At 40.0% G+C, this 23,033-nt stretch carries 34 protein-coding genes and 2 tRNA genes; 5 read left to right on the top strand and 31 right to left on the bottom strand.

Going from position 1 to position 23,033, the window contains the following annotated elements:
- Position 1: 1 nt before the first annotated feature.
- A complete protein-coding gene (locus QZ995_RS13970) occupies positions 2 to 964 on the bottom strand; it encodes an AAA family ATPase (RefSeq protein ID WP_301807878.1) in 963 nt (320 codons plus the stop codon).
- Positions 965 to 1,141: 177 nt separating this feature from the next.
- Between QZ995_RS13970 and QZ995_RS13965 the strand changes: the two genes are divergently transcribed.
- Positions 1,142 to 2,065, top strand: a complete 924-nt coding sequence (locus QZ995_RS13965; RefSeq protein WP_301807876.1) for an AlbA family DNA-binding domain-containing protein — start codon at positions 1,142 to 1,144, stop codon at positions 2,063 to 2,065.
- Between the two features lie 165 nt (positions 2,066 to 2,230).
- Here QZ995_RS13965 and QZ995_RS13960 read toward each other — a convergent pair whose 3' ends face one another.
- The 19 genes from QZ995_RS13960 to QZ995_RS13870 all read right to left on the bottom strand — a co-directional run bounded on the left by QZ995_RS13960 (position 2,231) and on the right by QZ995_RS13870 (position 12,350).
- Entirely contained in the window at positions 2,231 to 3,448 is a 1,218-nt protein-coding gene (locus QZ995_RS13960) for a sigma-70 family RNA polymerase sigma factor (protein WP_301807873.1), read from the bottom strand.
- A gap of 267 nt (positions 3,449 to 3,715) precedes the next feature.
- Positions 3,716 to 3,880, bottom strand: coding sequence for a hypothetical protein (locus tag QZ995_RS13955; RefSeq protein ID WP_301807871.1), 165 nt, complete (start codon positions 3,878 to 3,880; stop codon positions 3,716 to 3,718).
- Positions 3,881 to 3,912: 32 nt separating this feature from the next.
- A complete protein-coding gene (locus QZ995_RS13950; RefSeq protein ID WP_301807869.1) occupies positions 3,913 to 4,113 on the bottom strand; it encodes a hypothetical protein in 201 nt (66 codons plus the stop codon).
- A gap of 20 nt (positions 4,114 to 4,133) precedes the next feature.
- Complete coding sequence (locus QZ995_RS23835; RefSeq protein ID WP_366919701.1) at positions 4,134 to 4,310, bottom strand: DUF6877 family protein; 177 nt, start codon at positions 4,308 to 4,310, stop codon at positions 4,134 to 4,136.
- A 223-nt stretch (positions 4,311 to 4,533) separates the two neighbouring features.
- Entirely contained in the window at positions 4,534 to 4,785 is a 252-nt protein-coding gene (locus QZ995_RS13940) for a hypothetical protein (RefSeq protein WP_301807867.1), read from the bottom strand.
- Between the two features lie 20 nt (positions 4,786 to 4,805).
- The gene (locus QZ995_RS13935) at positions 4,806 to 4,997 is read right to left on the bottom strand and encodes a hypothetical protein (RefSeq protein WP_204407469.1); all 192 of its coding nucleotides are present in this window, start codon (positions 4,995 to 4,997) and stop codon (positions 4,806 to 4,808) included.
- Positions 4,998 to 5,012: 15 nt separating this feature from the next.
- Positions 5,013 to 7,085, bottom strand: a complete 2,073-nt coding sequence (locus QZ995_RS13930; protein ID WP_301807860.1) for a DNA polymerase — start codon at positions 7,083 to 7,085, stop codon at positions 5,013 to 5,015.
- A complete protein-coding gene (locus QZ995_RS13925) occupies positions 7,078 to 7,590 on the bottom strand; it encodes a hypothetical protein (protein WP_301807859.1) in 513 nt (170 codons plus the stop codon). Before QZ995_RS13925 ends, QZ995_RS13930 begins: the two co-directional genes overlap by 8 nt.
- Positions 7,591 to 7,648: 58 nt before the next feature.
- Positions 7,649 to 8,203, bottom strand: coding sequence for a DUF2815 family protein (locus QZ995_RS13920; protein ID WP_301807858.1), 555 nt, complete (start codon positions 8,201 to 8,203; stop codon positions 7,649 to 7,651).
- A complete protein-coding gene (locus QZ995_RS13915; RefSeq protein ID WP_301807857.1) occupies positions 8,200 to 8,421 on the bottom strand; it encodes a hypothetical protein in 222 nt (73 codons plus the stop codon). Before QZ995_RS13915 ends, QZ995_RS13920 begins: the two co-directional genes overlap by 4 nt.
- Positions 8,414 to 9,598, bottom strand: coding sequence for a DUF2800 domain-containing protein (locus tag QZ995_RS13910; protein WP_301807855.1), 1,185 nt, complete (start codon positions 9,596 to 9,598; stop codon positions 8,414 to 8,416). The genes QZ995_RS13915 and QZ995_RS13910 overlap by 8 nt, the downstream gene beginning before the upstream one ends.
- Entirely contained in the window at positions 9,595 to 9,972 is a 378-nt protein-coding gene (locus QZ995_RS13905; protein WP_301807852.1) for a hypothetical protein, read from the bottom strand. The genes QZ995_RS13910 and QZ995_RS13905 overlap by 4 nt, the downstream gene beginning before the upstream one ends.
- A 27-nt stretch (positions 9,973 to 9,999) precedes the next feature.
- Entirely contained in the window at positions 10,000 to 10,542 is a 543-nt protein-coding gene (locus QZ995_RS13900) for a hypothetical protein (RefSeq protein ID WP_301807851.1), read from the bottom strand.
- A gap of 43 nt (positions 10,543 to 10,585) precedes the next feature.
- Entirely contained in the window at positions 10,586 to 10,801 is a 216-nt protein-coding gene (locus tag QZ995_RS13895; protein ID WP_301807849.1) for a hypothetical protein, read from the bottom strand.
- 165 nt (positions 10,802 to 10,966) lie between these two features.
- Positions 10,967 to 11,158, bottom strand: a complete 192-nt coding sequence (locus tag QZ995_RS13890) for a hypothetical protein (RefSeq protein ID WP_301807847.1) — start codon at positions 11,156 to 11,158, stop codon at positions 10,967 to 10,969.
- A 20-nt stretch (positions 11,159 to 11,178) separates the two neighbouring features.
- Positions 11,179 to 11,406, bottom strand: coding sequence for an AbrB/MazE/SpoVT family DNA-binding domain-containing protein (locus QZ995_RS13885; protein WP_301807844.1), 228 nt, complete (start codon positions 11,404 to 11,406; stop codon positions 11,179 to 11,181).
- Between the two features lie 64 nt (positions 11,407 to 11,470).
- Positions 11,471 to 11,686 carry a hypothetical protein gene (locus tag QZ995_RS13880; RefSeq protein WP_301807841.1) on the bottom strand — a complete coding sequence of 72 codons (216 nt, stop codon included), beginning with the start codon at positions 11,684 to 11,686 and terminating at the stop codon, positions 11,471 to 11,473.
- 149 nt (positions 11,687 to 11,835) lie between these two features.
- The gene (locus tag QZ995_RS13875; RefSeq protein ID WP_301807839.1) at positions 11,836 to 12,138 is read right to left on the bottom strand and encodes a hypothetical protein; all 303 of its coding nucleotides are present in this window, start codon (positions 12,136 to 12,138) and stop codon (positions 11,836 to 11,838) included.
- Between the two features lie 14 nt (positions 12,139 to 12,152).
- Positions 12,153 to 12,350: a hypothetical protein gene (locus tag QZ995_RS13870; protein ID WP_301807938.1), complete on the bottom strand. Its 198-nt coding sequence runs from the start codon at positions 12,348 to 12,350 to the stop codon at positions 12,153 to 12,155.
- A 143-nt stretch (positions 12,351 to 12,493) separates the two neighbouring features.
- Between QZ995_RS13870 and QZ995_RS13865 the strand changes: the two genes are divergently transcribed.
- Complete coding sequence (locus tag QZ995_RS13865; protein WP_301807836.1) at positions 12,494 to 12,985, top strand: hypothetical protein; 492 nt, start codon at positions 12,494 to 12,496, stop codon at positions 12,983 to 12,985.
- Between the two features lie 4 nt (positions 12,986 to 12,989).
- On the opposite strand, the gene QZ995_RS13860 is transcribed toward QZ995_RS13865, so the two are convergent.
- The 4 genes from QZ995_RS13860 to QZ995_RS13845 form a co-directional block, all read right to left on the bottom strand.
- Entirely contained in the window at positions 12,990 to 13,193 is a 204-nt protein-coding gene (locus QZ995_RS13860; RefSeq protein ID WP_301807833.1) for a hypothetical protein, read from the bottom strand.
- 172 nt (positions 13,194 to 13,365) lie between these two features.
- Complete coding sequence (locus tag QZ995_RS13855; protein WP_301807831.1) at positions 13,366 to 13,569, bottom strand: helix-turn-helix domain-containing protein; 204 nt, start codon at positions 13,567 to 13,569, stop codon at positions 13,366 to 13,368.
- A gap of 15 nt (positions 13,570 to 13,584) precedes the next feature.
- Complete coding sequence (locus QZ995_RS13850; protein WP_301807830.1) at positions 13,585 to 14,370, bottom strand: Rha family transcriptional regulator; 786 nt, start codon at positions 14,368 to 14,370, stop codon at positions 13,585 to 13,587.
- A gap of 31 nt (positions 14,371 to 14,401) precedes the next feature.
- Positions 14,402 to 14,617: a helix-turn-helix transcriptional regulator gene (locus tag QZ995_RS13845; RefSeq protein ID WP_301807827.1), complete on the bottom strand. Its 216-nt coding sequence runs from the start codon at positions 14,615 to 14,617 to the stop codon at positions 14,402 to 14,404.
- A gap of 155 nt (positions 14,618 to 14,772) precedes the next feature.
- Between QZ995_RS13845 and QZ995_RS13840 the strand changes: the two genes are divergently transcribed.
- Complete coding sequence (locus QZ995_RS13840) at positions 14,773 to 15,099, top strand: helix-turn-helix domain-containing protein (RefSeq protein WP_301807823.1); 327 nt, start codon at positions 14,773 to 14,775, stop codon at positions 15,097 to 15,099.
- On the opposite strand, the gene QZ995_RS13835 is transcribed toward QZ995_RS13840, so the two are convergent.
- From QZ995_RS13835 to QZ995_RS13820, 4 genes are all read right to left on the bottom strand, one after another.
- Entirely contained in the window at positions 15,096 to 15,224 is a 129-nt protein-coding gene (locus QZ995_RS13835; RefSeq protein ID WP_301807820.1) for a hypothetical protein, read from the bottom strand. The genes QZ995_RS13840 and QZ995_RS13835 overlap by 4 nt on opposite strands.
- A gap of 159 nt (positions 15,225 to 15,383) precedes the next feature.
- A complete protein-coding gene (locus QZ995_RS13830) occupies positions 15,384 to 15,524 on the bottom strand; it encodes a hypothetical protein (RefSeq protein ID WP_301807817.1) in 141 nt (46 codons plus the stop codon).
- Positions 15,521 to 16,906 carry a helix-turn-helix domain-containing protein gene (locus QZ995_RS13825; RefSeq protein WP_301807814.1) on the bottom strand — a complete coding sequence of 462 codons (1,386 nt, stop codon included), beginning with the start codon at positions 16,904 to 16,906 and terminating at the stop codon, positions 15,521 to 15,523. Before QZ995_RS13825 ends, QZ995_RS13830 begins: the two co-directional genes overlap by 4 nt.
- Positions 16,907 to 17,641: 735 nt before the next feature.
- A complete protein-coding gene (locus QZ995_RS13820) occupies positions 17,642 to 18,451 on the bottom strand; it encodes a hypothetical protein (RefSeq protein WP_301807812.1) in 810 nt (269 codons plus the stop codon).
- Between the two features lie 180 nt (positions 18,452 to 18,631).
- Between QZ995_RS13820 and QZ995_RS13815 the strand changes: the two genes are divergently transcribed.
- Positions 18,632 to 18,838: a helix-turn-helix domain-containing protein gene (locus QZ995_RS13815; RefSeq protein WP_301807809.1), complete on the top strand. Its 207-nt coding sequence runs from the start codon at positions 18,632 to 18,634 to the stop codon at positions 18,836 to 18,838.
- Positions 18,839 to 18,898: 60 nt separating this feature from the next.
- On the top strand, positions 18,899 to 20,038 hold the full coding sequence (locus QZ995_RS13810; RefSeq protein WP_301807807.1) for a site-specific integrase: 1,140 nt from the start codon (positions 18,899 to 18,901) through the stop codon (positions 20,036 to 20,038).
- A 119-nt stretch (positions 20,039 to 20,157) separates the two neighbouring features.
- On the opposite strand, the gene QZ995_RS13805 is transcribed toward QZ995_RS13810, so the two are convergent.
- From QZ995_RS13805 to QZ995_RS13795, 3 genes are all read right to left on the bottom strand, one after another.
- Positions 20,158 to 20,233, bottom strand: a tRNA-Val gene (locus tag QZ995_RS13805).
- Positions 20,234 to 20,261: 28 nt separating this feature from the next.
- Positions 20,262 to 20,338 (bottom strand) — tRNA-Ile (locus tag QZ995_RS13800).
- 381 nt (positions 20,339 to 20,719) lie between these two features.
- A complete protein-coding gene (locus QZ995_RS13795) occupies positions 20,720 to 22,720 on the bottom strand; it encodes a methyl-accepting chemotaxis protein (RefSeq protein WP_301807804.1) in 2,001 nt (666 codons plus the stop codon).
- Positions 22,721 to 23,033: the final 313 nt, after the last annotated feature.

Raw genomic sequence — 23,033 nt, 5'->3', positions numbered from 1 at the left:
GTCACCCCAACATTTCTAGTAATTCTAACTCCTCTAATCGTTTATGAATGAGCTTCAATTGATGTATCAGCTCTTCTTTTTCAGGTACCTCTTTTGTTGTAGTAGGCTCTTCCAGATCCTGATCAGTTAAAAGCATGAGATCGTTTACCTGTGGGTCTTCCACCTCTGAAAGACGTATCGCTTGACGCTTTATAGACCTCTCAACAATATTTCGAACGGAACGGGCATTCCCAAAATTAGGTTGATTTATTTCTTGTAATAGGTGAACAGATAGCCGATCCGTAAACCCTGAAGACATTCGGTAATCTCGCTCCTCGCAAATGAATTCAGCTATTTTCAGCAAGTCAGGTATGCCGTAGTCTTGGAAATAAACCTTGTTTGGAAAACGTGAACGGAGTCCTGGATTAAAGTCCATAAGGTCTTCCATTTCCTTTGGATAACCAGCCGCAATTACCATCACCTCGTCACGCATATCCTCCAACATTTGAACGATGGCCGCTACTACCTTCTCACTGGATTTATGGCTATCTGTTCCAATAAGTGTGTACGCTTCATCAATGAACAATACGCCGCCCCTAGCCTCTTCGAATTTTTCCGCAACGTTCTTTTCAGCTCTCCCTACGAATTCAGATGAGATGTCTGAATGGTGCATTTCAACAAAAGGGATATTTTCATGTTTCGTCTTCAATAGCCCCATATAGCCGAAAGCCTCTCCGATAAGTCTTGCAGCCGTTGTCTTTCCTGTACCTGGATTTCCTAGAAAAAGCATATGATTGGAGTGGGCCTCCGATTTTAGCCCGTTCTCTTCACGCAGCTTAGAAATCTTAGCGAAATAGATAAACTCATCAACCTGACTTTTTAGAGATCCCATTCCAGGGAGCGAATAAAGTCGCTTCAATGCTTGTTTGGCCTTTCTTTTTTTTATCCGATTTAGGTTTATTCTTCGGCTATCCTGTGTTTTCACGACACGACCTCACTCTCTTATTACACTGTTACCATACGAGCGTTTGATGATTGATCAGCCCATATTATCCTTTGATGGCTGATTGCTTTCTTTGATTTTTAATAACCGCCACCCTTTCAGATAATTTTTAGAATTGCTATAATCAATAGGTAAATACTACTAAAAGGAGTGTATGACTTGCCTAATTCTTTTTCGAAAATTACCCCTGAGAGAATACTACGAATTAGCACCACTATAAGAACCGGTGTTCAAAACGAAGACCCAAAATTAGAATTAAAAAAGCAATTCTGGGATGTATCAACTAACGACGGTAAGGAGGAATTTGCTAAGGATTTAACTGTCTTCGCTAACTCGCCATACGGTGGCGGTGATATCATTGTAGGAATTGATGGCGATACAGGTGAACTAACACACACCACACTCCCTACAGACGCAGCTCAACTCTCAGACATTATCGCTAATAAGGTGCAAGAATCTTTTCCTGTTGAGTTTTTAGAAGTAGATGTAGATGGAATAAACATCATAGTTGTTCACATTCCTAGCTCAAACAATAAACCCCATATGCTACGGCGCTATAAAAATAGAGAAAACTTTATCCCTATTCGAAAGGGTACTCGTACGGTGCCCGCGAATAAATTTGATTTAGATCAAATGTATGCAGAGAAAGATAAAGAAGTAACTCCACCTTATAGATTAGAGCCCTCTATTATAAGTACACCTCTTGCTATTTATCCCAAAATTTCTGATGGCTTTTGGTGGTCATGCACCATTAATCTTTTAAATACCGGTTCAAGGATAAACATGCTTACTGATACATCTTTGATCGTTTATGACGATAGAGATAAGGAAATATTTACACTTAATTTAGTATCTTTCTCAACTTCAGAAATGGCCTCATCACATAACGTCAGTAACGAAAATTTTTTAAAAATAGCTCCTAATGATGCAGTTAGAGTTGAACTAATTTTTAAACTACCAAAACGTCTATTCTACGAACACATGTTAGTTCAAAACTTGAAAGGCCAGTTAAGAATATTGGATATTAACAAAAAAGTAACTTTTACAGATACAGTAGAATTACATAACCCTACTAAATATTAAAATTCTTTAGCTAACTTCTCCTTGAGCCTACCCGGTCATCTAAAACGACGGGGTAGGCTTTATATAAAATGCTTAATTAATCCTCTTCTGTTTTATCGATAACGAGTTGGGTTTCCCGCGTCTGTATTGTAGGCTTACCATTAAATTTGCTTGGGTGTTTTTCCATTAGCTCACATTACCCTTTGGTTTCTCCTTTTTCATTCCAAGCTCAACCTTCGAGATCCAAACACCTGTAAGCTGATCAACTTCAAGAGAATACCGTTTCTGTATAACCGATCTTGCTAAAAGCCAGTTAATCAATCTTTTATTAACAATCGTTAAAGACTTCTGGCCACTTAGCTGTTTTAATTTTGCACCTTTATCACCTACCCTGAAGACTAAAGACAGATGATCTAATGAGAAGCCGATTTCTAGTTTCATACCTTTCGCTAATCCCATCATCTCCACGGCTGAAGCGTTGAAAGATATCCCATGACGGTTGATCCCAATAGACGGCACATCTGGTAGCTTCACATCTGTAAACCAGTCAGCTAGATCAACAATCGTTTGAATATTGTGTTTTTTCATTCCTTCAGGCGTTGCCTCCTGTGCTTTCACGCTATCCCTTCTCTCTGCTTTTTTAGTCCTGTACTCTGTCACTTTACTTCGCTTCTTATTGACGGTACCTGTATTTTTGGAGGTCTCAGTACCTTCACGGATACTCTTCCATACCTTTTTAATCTTCGCTACCCGACGTGCTATTTGACTTTGAAACACCCCCATCTTTTTTCCAATCTCACTTTGAGAAAAGCCCTTCATCACAAGATCAACAATCATGCGGTCACGATCAGACAATTTGTCTAAAAACTCGTTGACGTAAATCTCAGTGATATCATCTTGAACCCCTAAAGAATCTAATAAGGTTGTTTGATCCCCGTTACGGTCGGTGATTTGTTGCTCTAAAGTAAATGGGATCTGTTTACTGACATATTCAAGGGTGTCTTTCACTTTTTGCTCACTGCGCTGTAGTGCTTCTGAAATCTCTTTAACCGACTTTCCTTCTTCATCCATTTTTACGACTTTTGGCAGCATGCGAATGATATAATTTGGACCACGAACAAGGCTGCCGTCACGTTTTAGATACTCTTTAATTCTCCCGATAATAGAAGGTACTGCATACGTAGAAAACTTTGGGGCACCCTGAAATTTTGTAGGGTCATATGAGTCATAGGCTTTAATTAATCCGACAAATCCTTCACTATATAAATCATCCAGGGAAATTCCCGTACTCTTAGCAACGTCAAGAAAGTATCTGTGAACAATCATATACACAAGTTTTCTATTCTCTCTAATAAACGTGTCCCTACATCCAAGGTGCGGGTTATCTATTCGCGTCTTTGACACGGCCTGTCCCTTACCCCCATTTCCTCCGCGCTTTTCGTTTCGCTTGGCTACGCTTTTTCCTGAAATACAGCCTTCTTTGTATCCCTCTTTTAATTTCTATCTCAGCAAGCTGTCGTGTGATGGGCACTGACTTATCGAATAAAACCTTCCAAGGCCTCTTGAAGAACACGGAGATACGTTTGTAGAAATTACTTAATGACTGTTTAAGCCTTTTATAAAACTCAGCAAACGATAACTCTGTAGCCTTCTCCTCCATATCCTCTCGCCTCACTTCTGATTAAGCATTGCCAAGTTTGTTTGAAAGTTTATAGTTAGTTGTAAGGCTTCTTCTCTGGAAAAGCCTACATCTTGTAGCTTTTTCATATATTCGAATAACACCTTGGCATGATCGGTAAAAGTCGCAGCCAATTGATCAATCTCTGAAATGTTCATATGCTGTCAGCCTCCTCAAGCAATGATTTTGTCTACACATCCTCCTGCTCAGGGTGCTTCCCTTCGCTCCAAAGTTCAGAATAATATTCAGCATCGTCCAAATCGTTTTCGATATCACTGATCCGTTCTTGCAATTCGACAATCTTTGCCTTTCCTTTCTGGATAAGCGCCTCTAAGCAAGGTTTACATTTAGAATCTGTAAACGGTGTTCCTCCGCAAGTGCATGTATTCATATTGAACCCCTCTCTTTCATTCAGCCCCTGCTAGTCGATTTCAAAAACCGTTCTGCGAATCTTAGTTGTTGCTGTATATACGGATCGTCCTCTTTTCCTCCACTTGCAAGCCAGTCTCCTATACGTTGATTAATGTCTATTAATACCTCTAGTGGTAGTTGTCCCGTGATTTTAGTTATTTGCTCCAAATAAGTCATTGCTTTTCCCCAGCCCCTCTGCAATCGTTCAATCTCCGCTAGTAACTTCGGTATGTCTTCCCGAGCATGGGCAATGAACTTTGCGTCTTCTTCCCGATGAATAAGCGAGCGATCCAACTTATCGTATACGTCGTATATATCGAAACACACCATCTTACCAGGAACCACTCGCCAAGGTCCTTCCGTTGCCTTCTCCGCACGCTTACGTATCGCTTCAATTTCTTCACGCGTCATCTGTCTTAACCCCCATCATTTTTTGAAGGGCGTGAGCTACTTCTTCGATTGAGACGCTAAGCCTATACACGTGCGGCATCCCCCTAACCAAAAATCGGGATGTATTAACAATCCGCTTCTCCAGCTCGTCATCGGACATATCATCAACAAACATTCCCCAGAGAGTAAATTCCCTCCTAATATTTCGTAGCGCTCTTTTCCTTCTTCTCTTCCACCAAAAGCGGTTCCAAGCCCTGATCATTCCGCGCCCTCCCTACGTTTTTAAAGAGCCTGATTACTAGTGAAATCTGCACGAATATGATTTTCTTTTTGCGCAAACACCCCATTTTCTATCAGCCATTTACCGCACTTACACTGAATTGAAAAAGTGTCATAAAAGGAATTTTGTTTGCCAATTGGTATTTTTGATTCTTCCGATCCGCAACTCATGCAAACGAGAGTAATCTCACGCATTGATATCCTCCTAATCTAATCTTTCATGTAGTAGTTCGCTTCAAATGCTTCTGCTCGAAGTGGAAGACGTGGAGCCCATTCAATCGGCTCGCCCATTATCGATTCCACTTTTTCCAACGTATCTAAATCGCACTTTTCATCGATAACTACCTCATCGTGAACATGCATGGTCATATTAAAACCGTTGGCGTCTAGCCTTAGCATTGCTACGGCCAAACAATCCCGTGCTACAGCTTGCACGATATTCTCCACGAGTTTCCCGCCATAGGTTTTAAGGCGACGCCACTGACCCTGTTCCACACCCTCATAGGTGAGAGATAGCCTGTTAAATTTCTTATCTTGTTCTAATCGTGGATTCACGTAGGCAAGACGGCGACCTGATGGAAGATGGATAAACATGTAACCAGGTTCTGATGAAATCGCAAGGCCATACTGAAGCTTAACAGTCCGTTTTTCGTTTACAGCCTTAATTGCCGCATTGCCAACGTCATACCATAGCTTTTTAATTGCAGGATTAGCGGCTCTCCAAGCATCTACAAGGGGCTGTAAGTCTTCTTCAGGAATCCCCATATCAAGAGCGCCCATATTGATCAATGCATTTGGACCGCCTTGATACCCAAGGGCGAGCTCTGCTACCTTTCCGCGTTGGCGCAGATCGGAACCCTTACCGATACTTTCAATAGGCACTTTAAACATCTGTGCAGCTGACGCTTCATAAATCTTTCCATGGGTGTTGAACACGTCTAGCCTCCACTGCTCATTAGCCAGCCAAGCGATTACCCGCGCCTCAATCGCTGAAAAGTCCGATACAATAAAGCGACAACCCTCCGAAGGAATAAACGCTGTCCGTATTAATTGACTAAGGGTATCAGATACATTTCCGAACAATAGCTCAAGCAATTCGTAATCACTTGAAAGCACAAGGTTACGGGCTAAATCCAAATCTTTCAGCTTATTTCTAGGAAGGTTTTGAACCTGGACTAATCTACCGGCCCACCGTCCTGTTCGACCGGCTCCGTAAAACTGCAGAAGCCCTCTCACACGTTCATCTAAACAAAGCCCTCTTTGCATGGCTTGATACTTTTTCACAGAGGTTTTTGACATCTCTTGACGCAATTGAAGCACCCTTTTAACGGTTTCATCATCCGTCTGTGCAAGTAGATCAGGGACGGCATCCTTATTCAAACTTTCCACTTCTAAACCAGCTGCATCCGATAGCCATTTTTTTATCTGAGCCACGCTGTTTGGATTCTCTAATCCAGTTAGGTTGATAGCTTCTTCTAACTGACGCTCCTCGTTTGCTACATCACAAGCGATTGCATTCTGAACAAGCTGGGGATTTACTCGTATCCCTCTATCATTAATCCGTTGATCTAACTCCCATAACTTTTGTTCATTTTCAGGAATTTCATACTGCAGAAGTCTTCTACGGATATCCCTTTCAACCACTACGTCTTGAATACAATACTCTTTGAACTGCTCCCACTTCTTTGAATCATGTTCTGGCATGTTCCTGGTACGTTGTCCATTTCTTTTTGTTGGTTTGCAAGGGATCGAAAAATAACGAATCAAAGACATACCAGCGCTATTTTTTTGCTGTGTTAATTTGAGTGCCTTGGCTACGCCATCAAGAGTACCTGGGAGCCCAAGGGTAAGAGCATGAACAGCAGTACAACGCCACTGCTCTGGAGCCATTTGCATTTTAAAATGTTTGGCAATACATGTCCGTTCGAAGCTTGCATTAAATGCCGTTTTGATGATGGAAGAATCTTGTAAAGCGTGAACAACGCGGTCAGGTAAAAACTCAAAATTGGTCAGATCAACTACCTCAACAGGATCATCATTAAAGGCATAGGCGAAAAGTAAAATTTCAAAATCTGACGACTCTGTGTAGGGATATACCCCTGATTTTTTAAGGTCTACACTGCTATATGTTTCTATATCAATTGCTAAAGTTGTCGTGCCGTCCCACTTGTCAAAGTCTTCTCTTGGGTTAGCTCTTACAGATCGGGTTGAGCTGCTTAAATATCCGCTAGGAATCCGCCCTTCTTGCATTTGTTCTACATGCCAATCAGCTAGTTCACCCAATGTTTCCACTCTCCACATTTGAGCTGTTCGACTTTTCTATCCAATCAGCTCTTAATCGTAGAAACTCCAGCTCGCTAATTTCTTCTGCCCACTCGCGCGGTCCTAGATCAACATCTTTATCAAACTCTACGAAGTAATCGCTGTTAATACTGTGATATTTAGAAGACGTTCCCCAAAATCCAAATTTGATGTAAAAATCACTTGTTCGATAAACTTCAAGACCTAGACGTTTACACAGATCAATCCACTGTTTTCCTAGTTTCGACCTGGCTTTTGTTACTGCTGGATGAGAGTTCTTTTTGAACTCCTTCTCCCATTCTGGTTTGACCATCTTGCGATCAATAACTAGATCATTGATATCAAAATATAAATTGCCGTCTATAGAAAATCCAAGAAACGATTCAATCTCTTCACGATGCTCTACCCACTTTTCTTGAAAGGTGAAAATCTTATTCATCAAGTCCCATGCTTCTGTCTCAGGCTTTATTCTTACGTAGGTGCCCATTCGATTACTCCTCCTTTTGGATAAGAAAGGGGAAACTTTCGTCTCCCCCGCTTTCCAGTTACCCTAGAAAATCCTCTTCATCGTCTTCAACAGCATCGAAATCATCTTCAGCTCTGGAACGACCACCTAGGTAATCGCCATCTGCAAGCTTTTGAACATTGTTAAGTCCGCAAGCAATCCCTTTGTTACCAGCTGTATTAAAGGCATAGAAGTTGACACTTGCACGTCCATAGCAACCGCTATACACCTCAGTAGAATCGAGGATTTCACTGCAATTTTTATCTACGATTCCAGGCTTCTGTTTGGAGTTTGCATTTAAGAAGTAATGCCCTGCATACTCAGGCTGATCTGGACGCTCTTCATCCCCATCACGTAATGGTGTTTTTAAATTCGCTGGTATCTTTCCACCCCACGTACCTGCACCTGCCTGTTTAGCTGCATCTACTGCCGCTTTGATATTTCGCAGTGTTTCTTTATCCGATTTTGGAATCAGTAGGCAAACACTATATTTAGGTTCTTGGTTATCATCAATTGCAGTCGGTTTAAACAAATGGGCATAGCTGAAACGAACTTTTCCGGTAACTACCTTTGTGTCTTTATTTGTCGTTGTCATTTTGATTTCTCCTTTTTTATAGGTGCGGGTCCAATGTCGTACAGCTCCATGACACCGTAACTCTCGCCCTTTTTGGCTTTATATTCGATAACGATCTTTCTATCGATAATCTTGGTATTGGTAATAACTGATTTTCTTTGAATCGTTTCAAACACACGTTTAGAAACATAGATGGTCTCGCCAGGGTAATCTCCCTGAATTGCTAAATGTTTAATCATCTGCAAAATCCGCCTTTGCTGATGCAGCCGTTGAAAGCTCTGGCCGACTGTCTGACTCAGGAACTAAGGTAGGCTTCCCAACTGGTTTTATGACATGCTCGCCAAGTAGTTGATTAAATAACTTCTTACCGATTGCTTTTTCCATAGCAGAGATCCCCAGTATTGATTTAGGCTCGTATATCACATCCTTGCTTAACCCTTCTGCGAGTAACACTTCAGCCACAATATCCTTATTTGCGTATTTTCGATTGCTACGGCCTTCAACCAGTTTCCAGCCTGGGAACTTAACCCCATGTTTCTCCGCTTGGTTAAACGCATAAGCTTGCACATCTGCGGCCCACTTCTGCAATTCATCTGCCTGGGCCAAAATTTCTCCAATCTCTTCAGGGGTTAATAGAGTTGGCTCTCTAAATTCATACCTGGCCATTTCGAGATTGGCTTCAGCTCGAGCTCGGCATATTGCTTTTGCACGGCAAAACCTGCAGTGCTCTCCTGCAATGAATTCTCCCTCACCTGCATTCGCCTTTTCAGCAAGAGGCTTTACTTCACTTTCGGCCCATAGAAGCAAATCTTCTGCAGTGATTTCATCTGTAGAAATGCTATCCAATCTTGGCTGAACAATGGTCATGCGAACAGTTTCGATATCATAAAGAAAGCTAAACAAGTTAAGCGCTCCAAGACCGTATAAACGCATTTGTGTGTTATTTTCTGCAGATACAGGAACGCCTTTCCCATACTTCAAATCAACAATTTCCATGATTCCGTCTGAGATGATAACCACGTCACCCGTCCCAAATCCTTCCGGAACCCAAGCGCTGTAGTCTAACCTCTGTTCGATTAAGACAGTAGCGTCTTTTGATCTCTTTCGCGCTTCATTGATTCTCTCAACTACCGCATCAACGTATTGATGTACGTAATCACTCATGGACTGTGAATAATACTTCCCTGCCTGTTGTTCCTTCAGTTTTTTGTTAAAAGCCCTCTTACTTATTTCTCCAAGATAAAGCCCCAAATGTAGCTCTGATAACTCATGCGCTGCTGTCCCTTCCTCTGCAAATTCACTGGTGGAATTCGGGAACAGCTGCTCCAGCTGGGCACTTGGTGTGCATGACATCCACCGTTTAGAGCCAGATGCTGATAAAACAGCATGGGCGCGTTCAGAGTGGGCTACACTCATTTAATCGCCTCCGCTTGCATAAGGAGCTGTAAATATTTATCTGCTGGAATATCGGTTAGCTTAGACGCACCAAACGAGGCAATTAACTCTTTCACTTCAGCTTGTTTACCTGACTTAGCTAACGCGGCCAGCTTTGCACGCACAGGCTCCAAAGGGATAATTTGCTCTCCGGTCCCTTCTTCTTTTGCCTTCTCCTCGTTAGCCGCTTTTTTCTCATCTGTAGGCTTTCCCTTTTTATCAGCCACGCTCTCAGTTGAATCAGATGGTATCCTGAATGGGCTAACCTTTGTAGCTGAACCGGTACTAAGAGCTTGAGCTAATGTTTGGATAGCGTTTGCCAGCTCTGGTGCGCTGATCGTGACAGTGATGTTCATATATGAAACCTCCTTATTTATCGTGGTTTAATTCCACGGTGTTTCTGCTATGAAGTAATTTCCCTTTTCGTCCCTAGACGGGAAGCCCTCTGGGGTAGCGTTGTGCATTCTGATCTCTGTTTTGCACTCGTGACATTTACAAAAATCGCACGTCTCTTGCATATATCGAATACCGGTATGATTGCATGATGGACAACTATAACCGGTTTGGTATAGCGTGACTCCGCCCACCTCTCTGGTCCCTGAACCAACTTGTTTCTGTAGAGCCTCTTTTAGCTTCTCGCCTACGTTTTGACTTAGAGAGCTTGTTCCATTGACATAAGGAAGCTGTTTCGGTCGAGACTGTACCACCGTTACATCTTTATCTGTAGTGCTTTCTTGCTTCTCTTCCTGGGGTGTCTTCTCCACAACTGGTGAAGATTTAAACTCTGGTACATCTGAAATACCCCTATCAAACTGCAAAGCTTCCATTCTTTCGATCATAAGTCTACCTAGTTCGTCTGATGCGTTGTTTATCCGTAATTCTGCGAACCCTCCATTCTGGTTAGAAAGCTTCCAGAAGAGATTCATCGATGCAACCTCCCTCTTGTGCCCTTACTGCTGTCGTAGTAGACTAGGGCTGATAAGTGTTTTCTACTGATGGCCCGTTGGCAGACGGGTCATTTTTATTTTCAAGTCTTCGTAGTATTACATCCTTCACTTTTTCCACATAACAGTGCCCAACCCGCCCCTCTGCACATTTCATGCAGAAGATCCAGAAATGTTCTAATAATGAATCGTCGTCTAGCGCTTCTAATTCTTCTTTCAACCTTTTCTCTAGCAAATCCACAACTCTCACCCCTTTCTATTAGTCACGAGGCCGCCAGCAGCCCAACCTCTCTGCCGACCGTTGCACCTCCTGGGATGCTCCACGCTTCTGCCTCGCTATGTAGACCTGTCTCATCAGGCAGGGTAGGTCAGCTCCCTGCGACCAGGAGACGACTCCTGGTTTCGACTACTTGCGCTTGGTTCTGAGCCTCACATAATCAAGATTCAAGCCTTTCACTAAGCACCCCCAATCGCAAAACAATTCATCTCCAGCTTTCCAAGCTCTCTGATTTACGTAAATTTCCTTCTCGCATTTATCGCAATAATCAAAAACCTCTACTTCTTGCTCCTCTTGTTCCATCTGAGAAAATTTCCCCATAATCAAAATACCTCCTTAGCTTATAAGCAACTCTTACAAACTAGCTTCCCGCTCTTGTGCATATCCAGATCATCTACATCTCCACATAGGACGCAACCAGGCTCGTATTTTCTTAAAACGATTCGATCCCCATCAACAAATATCTCCATAGGTGTACCAGAAGGTAAACCGTTTGAGTCGCGAAGCTCCTTTGGTAAAACGATTCTTCCTAAATCATCGATTTTTCTTACAACACCTTTAGCGTTCATAAATAACCCCTCCAATTTTTAAATGGTTTATTCCGATCCTATATTTCAACTACACCTAGTGAAGTTAGCTTTTATCTATCTTCAGTCTGGTGATCTCTGCCCGTTTAAACTGAAAGAGCTCTGTCAACTCAGCATCATACGCTAGCAACTCTTGAAGCTTTGAGTATTTTGCTCCCAGGCTAGTTACAAGTTGCTTGATCTCTTCCCTTGTTTGCTCCTGTATAGCTACTATTCGATCCATTTCCGCTTCGAGAGCTCTCAATCGATGATCAATTGTCAAAAGCTTGTCCCCCTATAGAAATATTTGAATTTCTGGTTTCCTACTAATCCGACTTGAAATTCCAACCCGAAAAAGGTACTATAGGGCTGGGTGTATAAGTGTTTTGAACGGGGACTCTGCGGTGCTACGCAGGGTCTTTTTCAGTTTATTCAGCCCCATATCCACAACTCCGCTAGTTCTCTTTCAAGACGTGCAATTTCAGCCTTGGTGATATCAATAAAAGCGTTAATCATGTACGCCTCAACTTCATCGTTGTAATCATTTGAGCGTTGTTTGGAACTCCAATCACTCATAGAAAAACTACTCTCTTCTATTCCAAAATAAATCACTATGTGTCCGAATAAGCATCCCTTAACCTTATTGATACGTTCCTTTAGTTCCTCGATTCTTTCCAAAATGTCTCTAGCCTTTTTGATTAGCCCTTCCCTGCGCTCAATCTCTTGGATATTCATTAGCAACCTCCTCCTCACTTCTCTAATACAAGTAATTCCTCTCTTAATTCTGCTAGCTTTACTTTTGACCGTTGAACTTGTTCCTGATCCCCGATTTCCAATGCGTCAAATAAAACAGCCAGCTCGTAGTCGAGTTCCATTTTGGCGACTGAAATACGCTGCTCAATGCATTTATCCATTTCAGCAAAGATCCGTTGTAAGACCACATTCATTTTCACACTAATCCCTCCTAGTTAATTTTTTAGGTAAATAAACCTATTTGTTACAGGATTTTACTCACGAATGTAGAACTATGTCGTAAGACCGTGAACTTTGGCGAGTGTCGGTCTTTAAATATGAAAAAGGAGTTGTTCAGATGAGCACAAAATTATTTTTTCAAGAATTAGTTAAAGCTAAATTTCCTCAGGTAAGTAAGGTTAGAGTCTATCCAGATCCAAAAGAGCCTTGGATTATGAATTTTTATTTAGGGAATGAAGATGGTCAACTTGATGATTATATAAATAACGTCGTAATTCCTGATTTAGGGCAGTACCGTGACGCTGGAACTGCACATGGATACAAAGCGTATTCCGAGGTAGAAACAGATCAAATTCCCGAGGAACCTATACTACCTGAGTTAGTTAGAGAACTCGCTATGAATCCCGATAACACTGCTTATGGTGTTGAAATGAAATTTAAAGAGGCATTTCCTGAACTAGGAGATTTCAAGTTACACTCTCCTCTTGAACCAGGCGTCATTGGCATAGAAATTAATACTGATGTGAGCCCCGAAAGAATTGAAGAAATCCATCTTCTAGGATTAGAACTTATTCACGCTACTGCTAAAGTAAAAGTTTTTAAGGGCTAACAACTTATTTGTGATTGAATTTTAAAAAGATATGAGCTAATTTATTTTCCTCTAGCACGCGTTTTACATAGGTACATGCTTCAACAGTACCTTTCATTACAATCTCTACCTTAAATATTTCAGGTTGTGTGTTAACTGTTAACTCATCTAATCCCACAACCTGATTCTTTAAGGATTCAAACCAATAATTGATCGGCTGAATGTTCATCTATTCCTTCATCCCCCTCAAAGTCTTTATGTTCTCCCTCGCAAATCTCTGGATGTCCTTAGCCTTTCCAATAACAACCAAGTGCCAGTGACCACGACGGACGATGTGGTTGATTTTCAAATTACCATCTCCTTTTTATTGATAGATCAGATTTCATAGGCTGTTAACTACCCTAAGAAAGAACTTGATTAGCCCCCTCTTGATCTTGAAGCCAGCGAATAAATCCTTCTCTATTAACTCTTTTACTTCTACCCAATCTAATCAGCGGGAAGTTCTTTAGATCCATTAATTCATATGCTCTACGTTTAGAGATTCCTAAATATGCCGCAATGTGCACGGCTGTCAAAATCGGTGGCAGCTCTTCAAATGTTTGCATAAAAACTCCCTCCTTTTAATTCGCAATTTGCTTGTCCGTTTCTGAGACCATTCCCACTTTGTAGTGAATAGCCATTTCTTTTACAATTGCTAGATAAATTTCGGTTAAGCGCGCATCTTCAGCGATAGCATCCAAAGCGTTTACCTTATCAATTTTTGATTTTGATACACCTTCTAAAGCCATTCTTTTCTGTATATTGGTTGTACGAATAGAGAGCTTACATTTTGATCGTTCCTCTAACCTTTGATAACTCTCGTTCCGAATATCAGAGTAAGCTCCAAAACCGCCTAGTTTTTTTGCCATTTTGTTAATGAGTGAATTGACCTTCTTTCGCCACTCTGTTGGGTTCAGGCTGAGAACCTCTGTAATATGCTCTTGTCTGGCTTCCACAGCAGCTAGACGCCTCTCTTGATCAACCAATTGCGATATAGAGGCTTGTAGGATTTCGAGGTGTGTTTTTGGCTTGTCCGTTTCCTGAAGTTGCTCACGCATCCGCTTAAACTCTTCTAGAAATCTAACCTTCATTTTCATGGCTTCAGGTGTTACATAGCTCATTGCCACAATTGCGAAAGCATCTTCTGTTAAATCGTATTTGGGGTACATTTGCTTGTTCTGTAGATGCTGGTATTGGGTAAGCTCAAAGTTGAGCAGACCCCATTCTTGTTCTCCCGCTTCTGTTAACTTATCAATTTGATTTTCAATATCACGCATTACATTTTTATGCTCCTTATTGAAAACCTCAGCAATTGTTAAGCTATCCGTAACTACCCGATTGTTCTGAATGAAAACCAATTGGTTCATTTGATTTCGCTCCTCTTCTTTTTTTGATACGCTACGTATCATCGAAGGCACAAAAAAGATCGGGGAATAGCTCTTCAGCAGGTTTTTGATAGTAATTTGATATACGTATCAATGTATCTCTACCTGGTTTACGCTTTCCAGATTCCAACTTTACAAGAAACACAGTAGAAATTCCTATCTCTTTTGCGGCAATCCTTTGTAACTTATTTTTCTCTAACCTTGCTGCTTTTAATGCAATTCGTCTCATCATGCACCTCCTTTTTTGATACCGTACGTATCATTCATAATACACAAGATACACCCAAAACCAAAAAACGTCAATCGTATTTATGAAATATGCTAGAAAATGATACAAGAAGTATCTATAATGATACACAAATGGGTAAAAAAAGGGTGATCATTATGATCGGTAAAAGGTTGATAGAACTTAGAGGCTCTCTGACCCAAGAAGAAGTAGCTGATAAAATAGGTATATCAAGGGCAAGGCTTGGGCATTACGAAATAGGTAGATCAAAACCAGATGTAGATACGCTCAAGCTGCTTGCGGATTTCTATCATTGCTCTACTGACTATATCCTCGGTCGAACAGATAATAAACAACCAAACGATTACGATTTCCACAAAGATATTGCCTTGACTGACAATCAAAAACAACTTCTAGAAGAAATAAAAAATAGACCAGATATCGTGGATGCTTTAATTAAGATCATAAAGCCCTCTTCTAATTAGTTATGGAGAAGGGTTTTTATTTTTTCTATTTTTTCTTTTGACTCCTCGCATGTTTCTGATTGCTTTAACAGTTTTGCTACCTCCCAAATAACAAACTCGATCTTGGCATTGCTGTCTGAATTCAATTGCTTTTCCCCCTCTAAAAAAGCCTTTCTCTTTTACACGTTATTCCTGAAACCATTATATTATGAGGGACACGTTTTTGTGCTTTCGACAAATTATATGGAAATTCGACATGAAAAAACCCCTTTTTCAAGGGGTTTCACTAACAAATATTTCAGTTTTCACCAATCAGGCTCTGTTATATAGTGAATAGCAGTCGGTTTGTTAGATACCATCTTGATAGATTTCTCAGCACCAGCTACCGATGTCAAAGCAACTAAAGTTACTAGAGCAAGCGAAAAGACCACCATTTTTTTCTTCATCTCATACACCCCTTTTCTTCATTGCTTGTAATTACATGCAATAATTCCGAAATTCTTAGTTGTACGTTTGTATCCATAATTGATTTTCCTGGAGCTTGGATTCCCATAAGTTGCGATCCATTAAGATCAAATAATAATTTCATAGTTTCTAAAAATTCTTGCTTATGCCCCAGATCTGCAAAAGTCTGCATGCTCTCTAAAAGGAACTTAACAGCTTCTTTTACTTTACCTAATAGAAATTCTATACGTCCCTTAATACGTAAGTATAACCCATAGTAAAGCTGGTTAAAAGGTCCTTTAAGGTTATTACTCTCTAAAATTTTATCGAACACACTTTCAAAACGATACATTTCTCTGGCATCATATATTTTGTTGCATTTGATGTATAGTTGCATTAATTCGCAGATCACAAAAATTGTATTATGGTGATTTTCATAATCCTCTAGGTATTTTTCAAGTAGACTTATCGCGAGAGTAATTTGGTTCCTTCTGGCATAAATAATAGCTTTATCAATCTTGTAATACGCACTGTTATATCTATTAAATAACTTAGCGTACTTTTCCAAGTAAAACTCAGCTTCATCAAGCTTTTCTAGCGTTATTAAGTTATTGTAGTAAGCATGGTAGGCTTTCTCTTGGAACTGCTTATTTTTTGATTTAGGATTATCAATAATATTTTTTAAGTATTCATTACTCTCATGGTAATTCTTAATAATACGAGCATGGACTCCTACTTTATAGTACGCTATTATACGATTTTCCTCTGGCAAAAAGTGAGCAACTTCAAATAATCGCTTTCCTAGATAATAACTATTTGATAAATCTTTATCACGTGCAATAAGATACTCCTCAAACATAGCAATTGCCATAATGTCATTTTCTTGGTAATTCATCGCATGTTTTCCCAAAACTGAATATAGCTTTTCAGCATTATCAATATTTTTGGCTGTCTTAGCAATACTTAAGACCTCAATCAATCCCTCTCGTATATCATTACTTAACGTCACATATTGGTGGACAACCTCAGTTAAAAGCTTTTTAGATGCTTCAGGTAAAACTCGAATTAATATCTCTCTTACACATTCTTGGCTTCTTTGTATCGGCACAACCTTTTCAGCAATCTCCGTATATGGAATAACTAATGATTCTGCAACTTTTTCAATCGTTTCTAGTTTTGGGTGATTTGTCAGGTCATTTTCTAGTCTGCGTAGAACTTTCTCTGATATGTTCGTTTCATTTTTTATATCAGCTATAGACTTTCCACATTTCTTACGATAAGTGTGAATTAACTGACCTAAAGTACAACTATTCACTAAAATCTCCCCTTCTGAAAACAAAAGCTCCATCACCGTTTGCTTTCTGGTGACAGAGCTTTTCCGCAAGGAAACTTTTGCCCACCAACTAAACTTTTGTCACATACTAAATTATTTCTAATGACAAAAATTTGAAAACTCGCTACAATGGATAGCAAGTAAGCCGACGGGTACGAAAAGTGCTTCTGTTCACCGAGCTGAGGTCGGTGGTCAGACCTAATTAGATTCGCCAATCTAGTTAGGCATGTTGGCTTGCTTTTTATTTTCACTAAATTTTTCTTTATCTTAACAAAATTTAACTTTCTAGGCTAGACCTAACCATGAAAATTTTGGAATAGTTATTTGTTAAATTCCATATTATGGCGCTAATTGGATTGATTTATTGTTTTTTTGTCTGTTTTGGTCTAGCCATTAACCCGGAACGATTTATCTTTACTTATAAATATTACTCGTCATAAATTTTTTTGTTAAAAAAGATAAAAAACCCATTTTTCTTTGTGCGATAATTTAGTTTAGTCCGATTCTGTGTTAAACTAAACGTAAATACGTATAATAAAAAAGACCGCAGGTGCTGCTAACACCCACGGTCGGTACAATAGTTTGTCCCTGCAAAGGGTCGGCTCAATGACTTTCAGAAGAATAGACTTCCCCTACTTGTCAGGTATCAAGGGAAGTCTATTTCCTTTTGTGGAAAGACAGTATGGCAACAATCAGTAAGCGAGGTGAGCCGACCACCCTTGAGAGCCGAACTATTGTATTAAGGTGAATTATAGCAGTAAATGGAATATTCGGTATATAACTTTTTTATGTCCACTGAGCAACCAACTCTTTGGTTCTCTTCTCCTCGATCCGCTTCATCGTACCGTAGAAGCATTTCAAAAATCTGTCTATCCCCCATTCCTTCTGATCCCGTTTATACTCATTTTTCGTGTATTCCCAGGCATCTAAGGCCACAGGTACGACATTCTTGTTTCTTTCCCAGCCTGTTACGCGTTTAAACATCACAACCTTACTCCAGAACTGCTTAATAACTGTCCCACAAGAGAATGCCGATTTGATTGCCTTGACAAAATCTCCTGGAATGTAGCTTGGAGTAACTGAGAAATCCTTCTCCAGCCGTGTTATTTTAACGTTATCTTTATTCATTTCTTTTTTGTTTTTAGGAGTATTAAAAACACCTGTATTAGACTTCCCTTTGTCAGCCTCAGAGCTTGATACTGTTGGCTTCTTCCCATCATCTAACCCCTTCATTCCAACCCCGTCATTTGAGGGTAAAAAGACAAACATATTAGCTCCTTGAAGCCCCGTTTTTCTAGCTGTGGTAATACGCTTGATGATACACAACTGCTCTAGCTTTCTTATCCCCCTTTCAACGCTCGCGCGGCTGGTTTTAGCCATCTTACATATAGAATCAATTAAGAGATAGGCAACACCTAGAGTTCCCTGTGAGGAGTTCATTGCACGCTTTCTAATTACATCTAGCACTTTCAACGTTGAAGGAGCTAATTTCTCCTTAAGAGATATAAGATGGTCTTGAATTGACTCTCGTAGCTGAACCTTTGATTTGAAATGACTATGCTTAGCCATCTCAATAATTTTATCAGAAGTAAGCAACGCAATCACACCTTTTTATTCGATTTCTCATACTTTTATATTACTATGCAAATATTATCTCTATGAAGTATGAAATGTCAATATAAATGTTTGCGAAATCAAAAAAACATGTACAAACTCAAAATATTGTTTTAGAATACTTTAAAAGGTCTTAAAACCTTTTAAGGAGGTGTTAATAAATTGCCTTTCACCTATAAGCCGCTTTTTAAGATGATGATTGACCGTGGCATTAAAAAAGGAGATTTAAGGGATTTCCTTTCTGCGTCTACCGTTGCAAAGATGGGCAAGGACGAATATGTAGCACTAGAAGTACTTGATAAGATCTGTACTCATTTGGACTGCAAGATCGAGGACATTATCGAGCATGTTCCAGATAAAAGTGAATAGGCGTATCAAGTCAGATACGCCTTCATTATTTTTTATTTTTCAAAAAGGGGGAGTTAGATTTTGAAGGGACATTTCAGGAAACGAGGAAGCAAGTGGTCATTTGCCATTTCTTTAGGAGTTGATCCGGAAACGGGAAAACGAAAACAGATTACCAAATCAGGATTTAAAACAAAAAAAGAAGCCGAAGCAGCTTGTGCGGAAATGATAACGAAATATGAAAATGGTGATTTAACTATTTCTAAGAAACAATCTCTAGGGAGCTATCTGGAATTTTGGCTGGAGAACTATGCAAAAAATAAACTTCGCTCATCTACTTATGCTAACCATGAAATAGCTGTAAATAGTCGCATTAAGCCTGTTCTTGGTGCGGTTGATTTGGATAAGTTAACCCCTATTAAGGTGACTAAATATCTTTCTGATCTTCAAAAAGAAAATCTCTCTGCTGACTATATTAAATATCTTCACTCTGTACTAAAAAAAGCATTGAATCAAGCAGTGAAATGGCAACTGATTTCAAAAAATGTTATGGACAATGTTGACCCACCTCGATTAGAACAAAAAGAAATTGTTACATGGAGCCCCGAACAAGCAAATGAGTTCTTAGATTATGCCAGGAAAGACAAATACTTTATTGCTTTTGTTTTAGCAATATATACAGGAATGAGACGCGGGGAGATACTTGGTCTTAGGTGGAAGGACGTTGATTTCGAACAAGCAAAAATAAGCATTCAACAAACATTATACCGACCTGCTAAACAAGGAATTACTTTTCAAGAGCCTAAAACTAAAAGCGCAAAAAGAAGAATTTCCATACCTAACTTTGTGATAGATGAGTTAAAAGCTCATAAGGTAAGACAAAATAAAAACAAGCTGCAATATGGTGAGGGGTATCAAGATTTTGATTTGATTGTTGCTTATGATGATGGAAGACCACAAGATCCTCGCAATCTCCTGAGACATTATGAACGTTTAATCAAAGGATGCGAATTGCCGCCTATACGATTTCATGATTTACGACATACTCACGCAACAATGCTTCTACAGCTGGGAGAGCATCCAAAAGTAGTATCTGAACGATTAGGCCATAGTCGAGTTGGTATCACAATGGACGTTTATAGTCACGTCATGCCAGACATGCAAAAAGATGCAGCTGACAACTTTGAAAAAATGATGAAACAAAAGCAACCTAAAAGACTTTAGTTGAGTAAAGGTTGTCAAAATGTTGTCAAGCGACTGTTAAGAGGGATCATGTTGTCAGGGCGGGAGTTGATAAAATAAGAAAAACCCCTGATTTCTCAAGGGTTTTAGCGCTTATTTTATGGTGATCCGGACTGGGTTCGAACCAGCGACCCCCACCCTGTCAAGATGGTGCTCTCCCAGCTGAGCTACCGGATCAAACTTTTCTGGGAATGAAATATGTATTTGGTGGGCCCTGTAGGACTCGAACCTACGACCAATCGGTTATGAGCCGACCGCTCTGACCAACTGAGCTAAGGGCCCTTGTGCTTAAAACGTTATGTAAAACATATATAAGCATTGTTTGTTGACAAAAATAAGTATAACTCATTTTCATCTAAGATTCAATAGTTAAATAAAACTTTTTCTGCTTTTTTTTGTGAATTTTCCCCAAACGTTTATTTTTTATCGTAATAGTAACACTCATCATTTTCTTTACTAAGCTAAGCTTTTCCCTGTAAGGATCTGCCCATCCTACCAGAGCTCTGGTTTCTGTTGGTTCTGTTCATTCTCACATTATACTCTAGATCAATTTGTAATAATAAAAGTTATTTCTACATGAATAATGCCTACCTAACAGAACTTTTCTGCCAGGTAGGCACTCCATATTGCTTCTCTATCTTATCTATCTTATCTGCTTTTCTCTTACTCGTTTATCTTAAATCTTTCAACAGCACGACGCATTCCTTCTGCCATTTTAGTCAATGCAGTTGCAGATGAAGTAATCTCCTCCATTGAGGCAAGCTGTTCCTCAGATGCTCCGGTAACACTCTGTGAAGAGGCCGCCATGCCTTGGGCAATCTGGGCAATCTCGCGCATTGAGGCAGAGACTTCTTGTGCACTTGCCGACATTTGTTCGGTAATGGCTGATACGTCATGAATTTGTTCAACGATATGCTGTGTTGATGCTTGGATGTTAGTAAAAGCTTCTCTAGCTTCTGTTGTCACCACAATACCCTTTTGAACATCTGCATGAACTTTCTTTTTCATGACTTCTGATGCATTCTGGGTCAAGCTGGTTACCTGTATGATAATCTCTTGGATGCGATCTGCCGTTTGCTTGGATTGATCTGCAAGCTTTCTGACCTCATTCGCAACAACAGCAAAGCCTCTTCCCTGCTCTCCTGCCCGTGCTGCTTCAATCGCTGCATTTAATGATAAAAGGTTCGTCTGCTCCGCAATATCGACGATAGCCGTACTCATCTCAGCGATTTGTCCGCTATGCTTTTGCAATTGTTCCATAATACTTGCGGATTCTTCCACAGATTGACGAATCGCTTCCATTTGTTCTGTCACTACTATTACTTTTTGATTACCATTCTGTACATCCTCTGAGGTTTTAGCCGATGAATCTACAATGGCATTTGCTGACTCGGCGATTTTAAAAATACCCGATGACATTTCTTCCATGGTCCGAGCGCTTTCAGATGTAGCTACTGCTTGCGCTTTTGATCCGTTTGCCGACTCCTCTATTAGTTCAGTCACATATTCAACCGCTTTAGAATTTTGCAGCGTACTAGCTGTCATTTGTTGACTGGACGCCGCCAATTGATTAGATGTTTCCATCATCTCTGTGACAATCCCTCTCAGAGAACCGACCATTTCATTGAAGTTGGCGGCTAATTGACCAATCTCATCGTTTTGATTAATATTCACCTTTTCGTCTAAATAACCATCGCTGACTCGTTTGGCAGAGACAGCCAGCAGTTCTAATGGTTTTGTAATTTTACTTGTCCAGATAAATATTAAGATTGAAGCGGCTACAAGAAAGACAACTAAAATGAATGCCGTTTGGTTCAGAATCGGGGCAGAAGCCTTTGCATATTCTTCATTTGAAAGGACCCCTGCGATCTTCCAGCCTGTTAAAGGGTTGGTCTCAAACACCGCTTTTAATTTTTTACCGTTCTCGGGGGAATCATAGCTGATCGAACCCTTATCATTTTGCTGTATGTAAGTGTATTGCTCACCATCTATCTGTTTTCCCATGGGTTGCGTAGGATGGGACATGAATTTGTTCGTACGATCTAGCAGATAGGCATATCCTTCAGAACCAAATTTTACGCTTCCCACTAACTCGTGAAGCTTATTAATGCTTAAACTAATACTTACAGCACCCTGTCCATCTGGAAGCGCTTTACCGATATTCAATACGTAATTTTTTGTTGTCATCGAAATGACAGGATTATGGATAGCGATGGCGCTCGGATCCTTCATCACCTGTTTATACCAATCTCGTGTTCGTGGATCATAGTCTTGTTTACCTGGGTTAGGAGCTTTCATCCATGCACCATTTTGATTCCCAACTGTTACGATTTCGATCTCAGGATGTTGTTTTGCAAAGTCCTCCATTATTTTTCGAAGCTCAGGACTCTGTGCGTCGATTTGACTAGAGGTAATTTGTAGGACCAGAGTATCGAGATTAGCAATCTCTAATTGGATAATCTGGTCAATTGCTTGGTTCAATAAGCTTACATTCGACTTAGCTGTTTCCTCTAATTTTTGTTCCAATTGCCATTTCGAAATGTAGTAGGAGGAATAGCCGATGAGGATTCCCTGTAATATTAGGACAACAATAATCAGAAACATCAGCCTACTCCGCAAGGTCTTTCGATTAAATATACTATTTCGTATGTCTAGCCATTTCATTAGCTATGCCCTCCCTTGATAGTAGATCAGCCTGACAGTATAGCTGACTAGGACTTTATATCTATTACTTACATCGGTTTTTTTCCAACTTTTATGTAACTATTTAGGAAAATTCTTTTAAAAAACATTATTGTGAATATATACCTCTGAATGTAATTAAAGTTAATTATAGTAAATACCACAAAAAAACACGTAAAAAGAACCGTCTCATCCACAGATAAACTTGCAGACAAGACGGCTCCACAGCCTTTTGACTTTTTTACTTGAAGAAATAAAATACAGTGTGCGCTCTCTGCTAGTTACATCTACCCGT

It is taken from the genome of Brevibacillus laterosporus, from assembly GCF_030489605.1.
Taxonomy (GTDB): domain Bacteria; phylum Bacillota; class Bacilli; order Brevibacillales; family Brevibacillaceae; genus Brevibacillus_B; species Brevibacillus_B laterosporus_E.
Note: the sequence above shows the minus strand (reverse complement) of the source record. Positions and strands in the feature narration are given on the sequence as shown.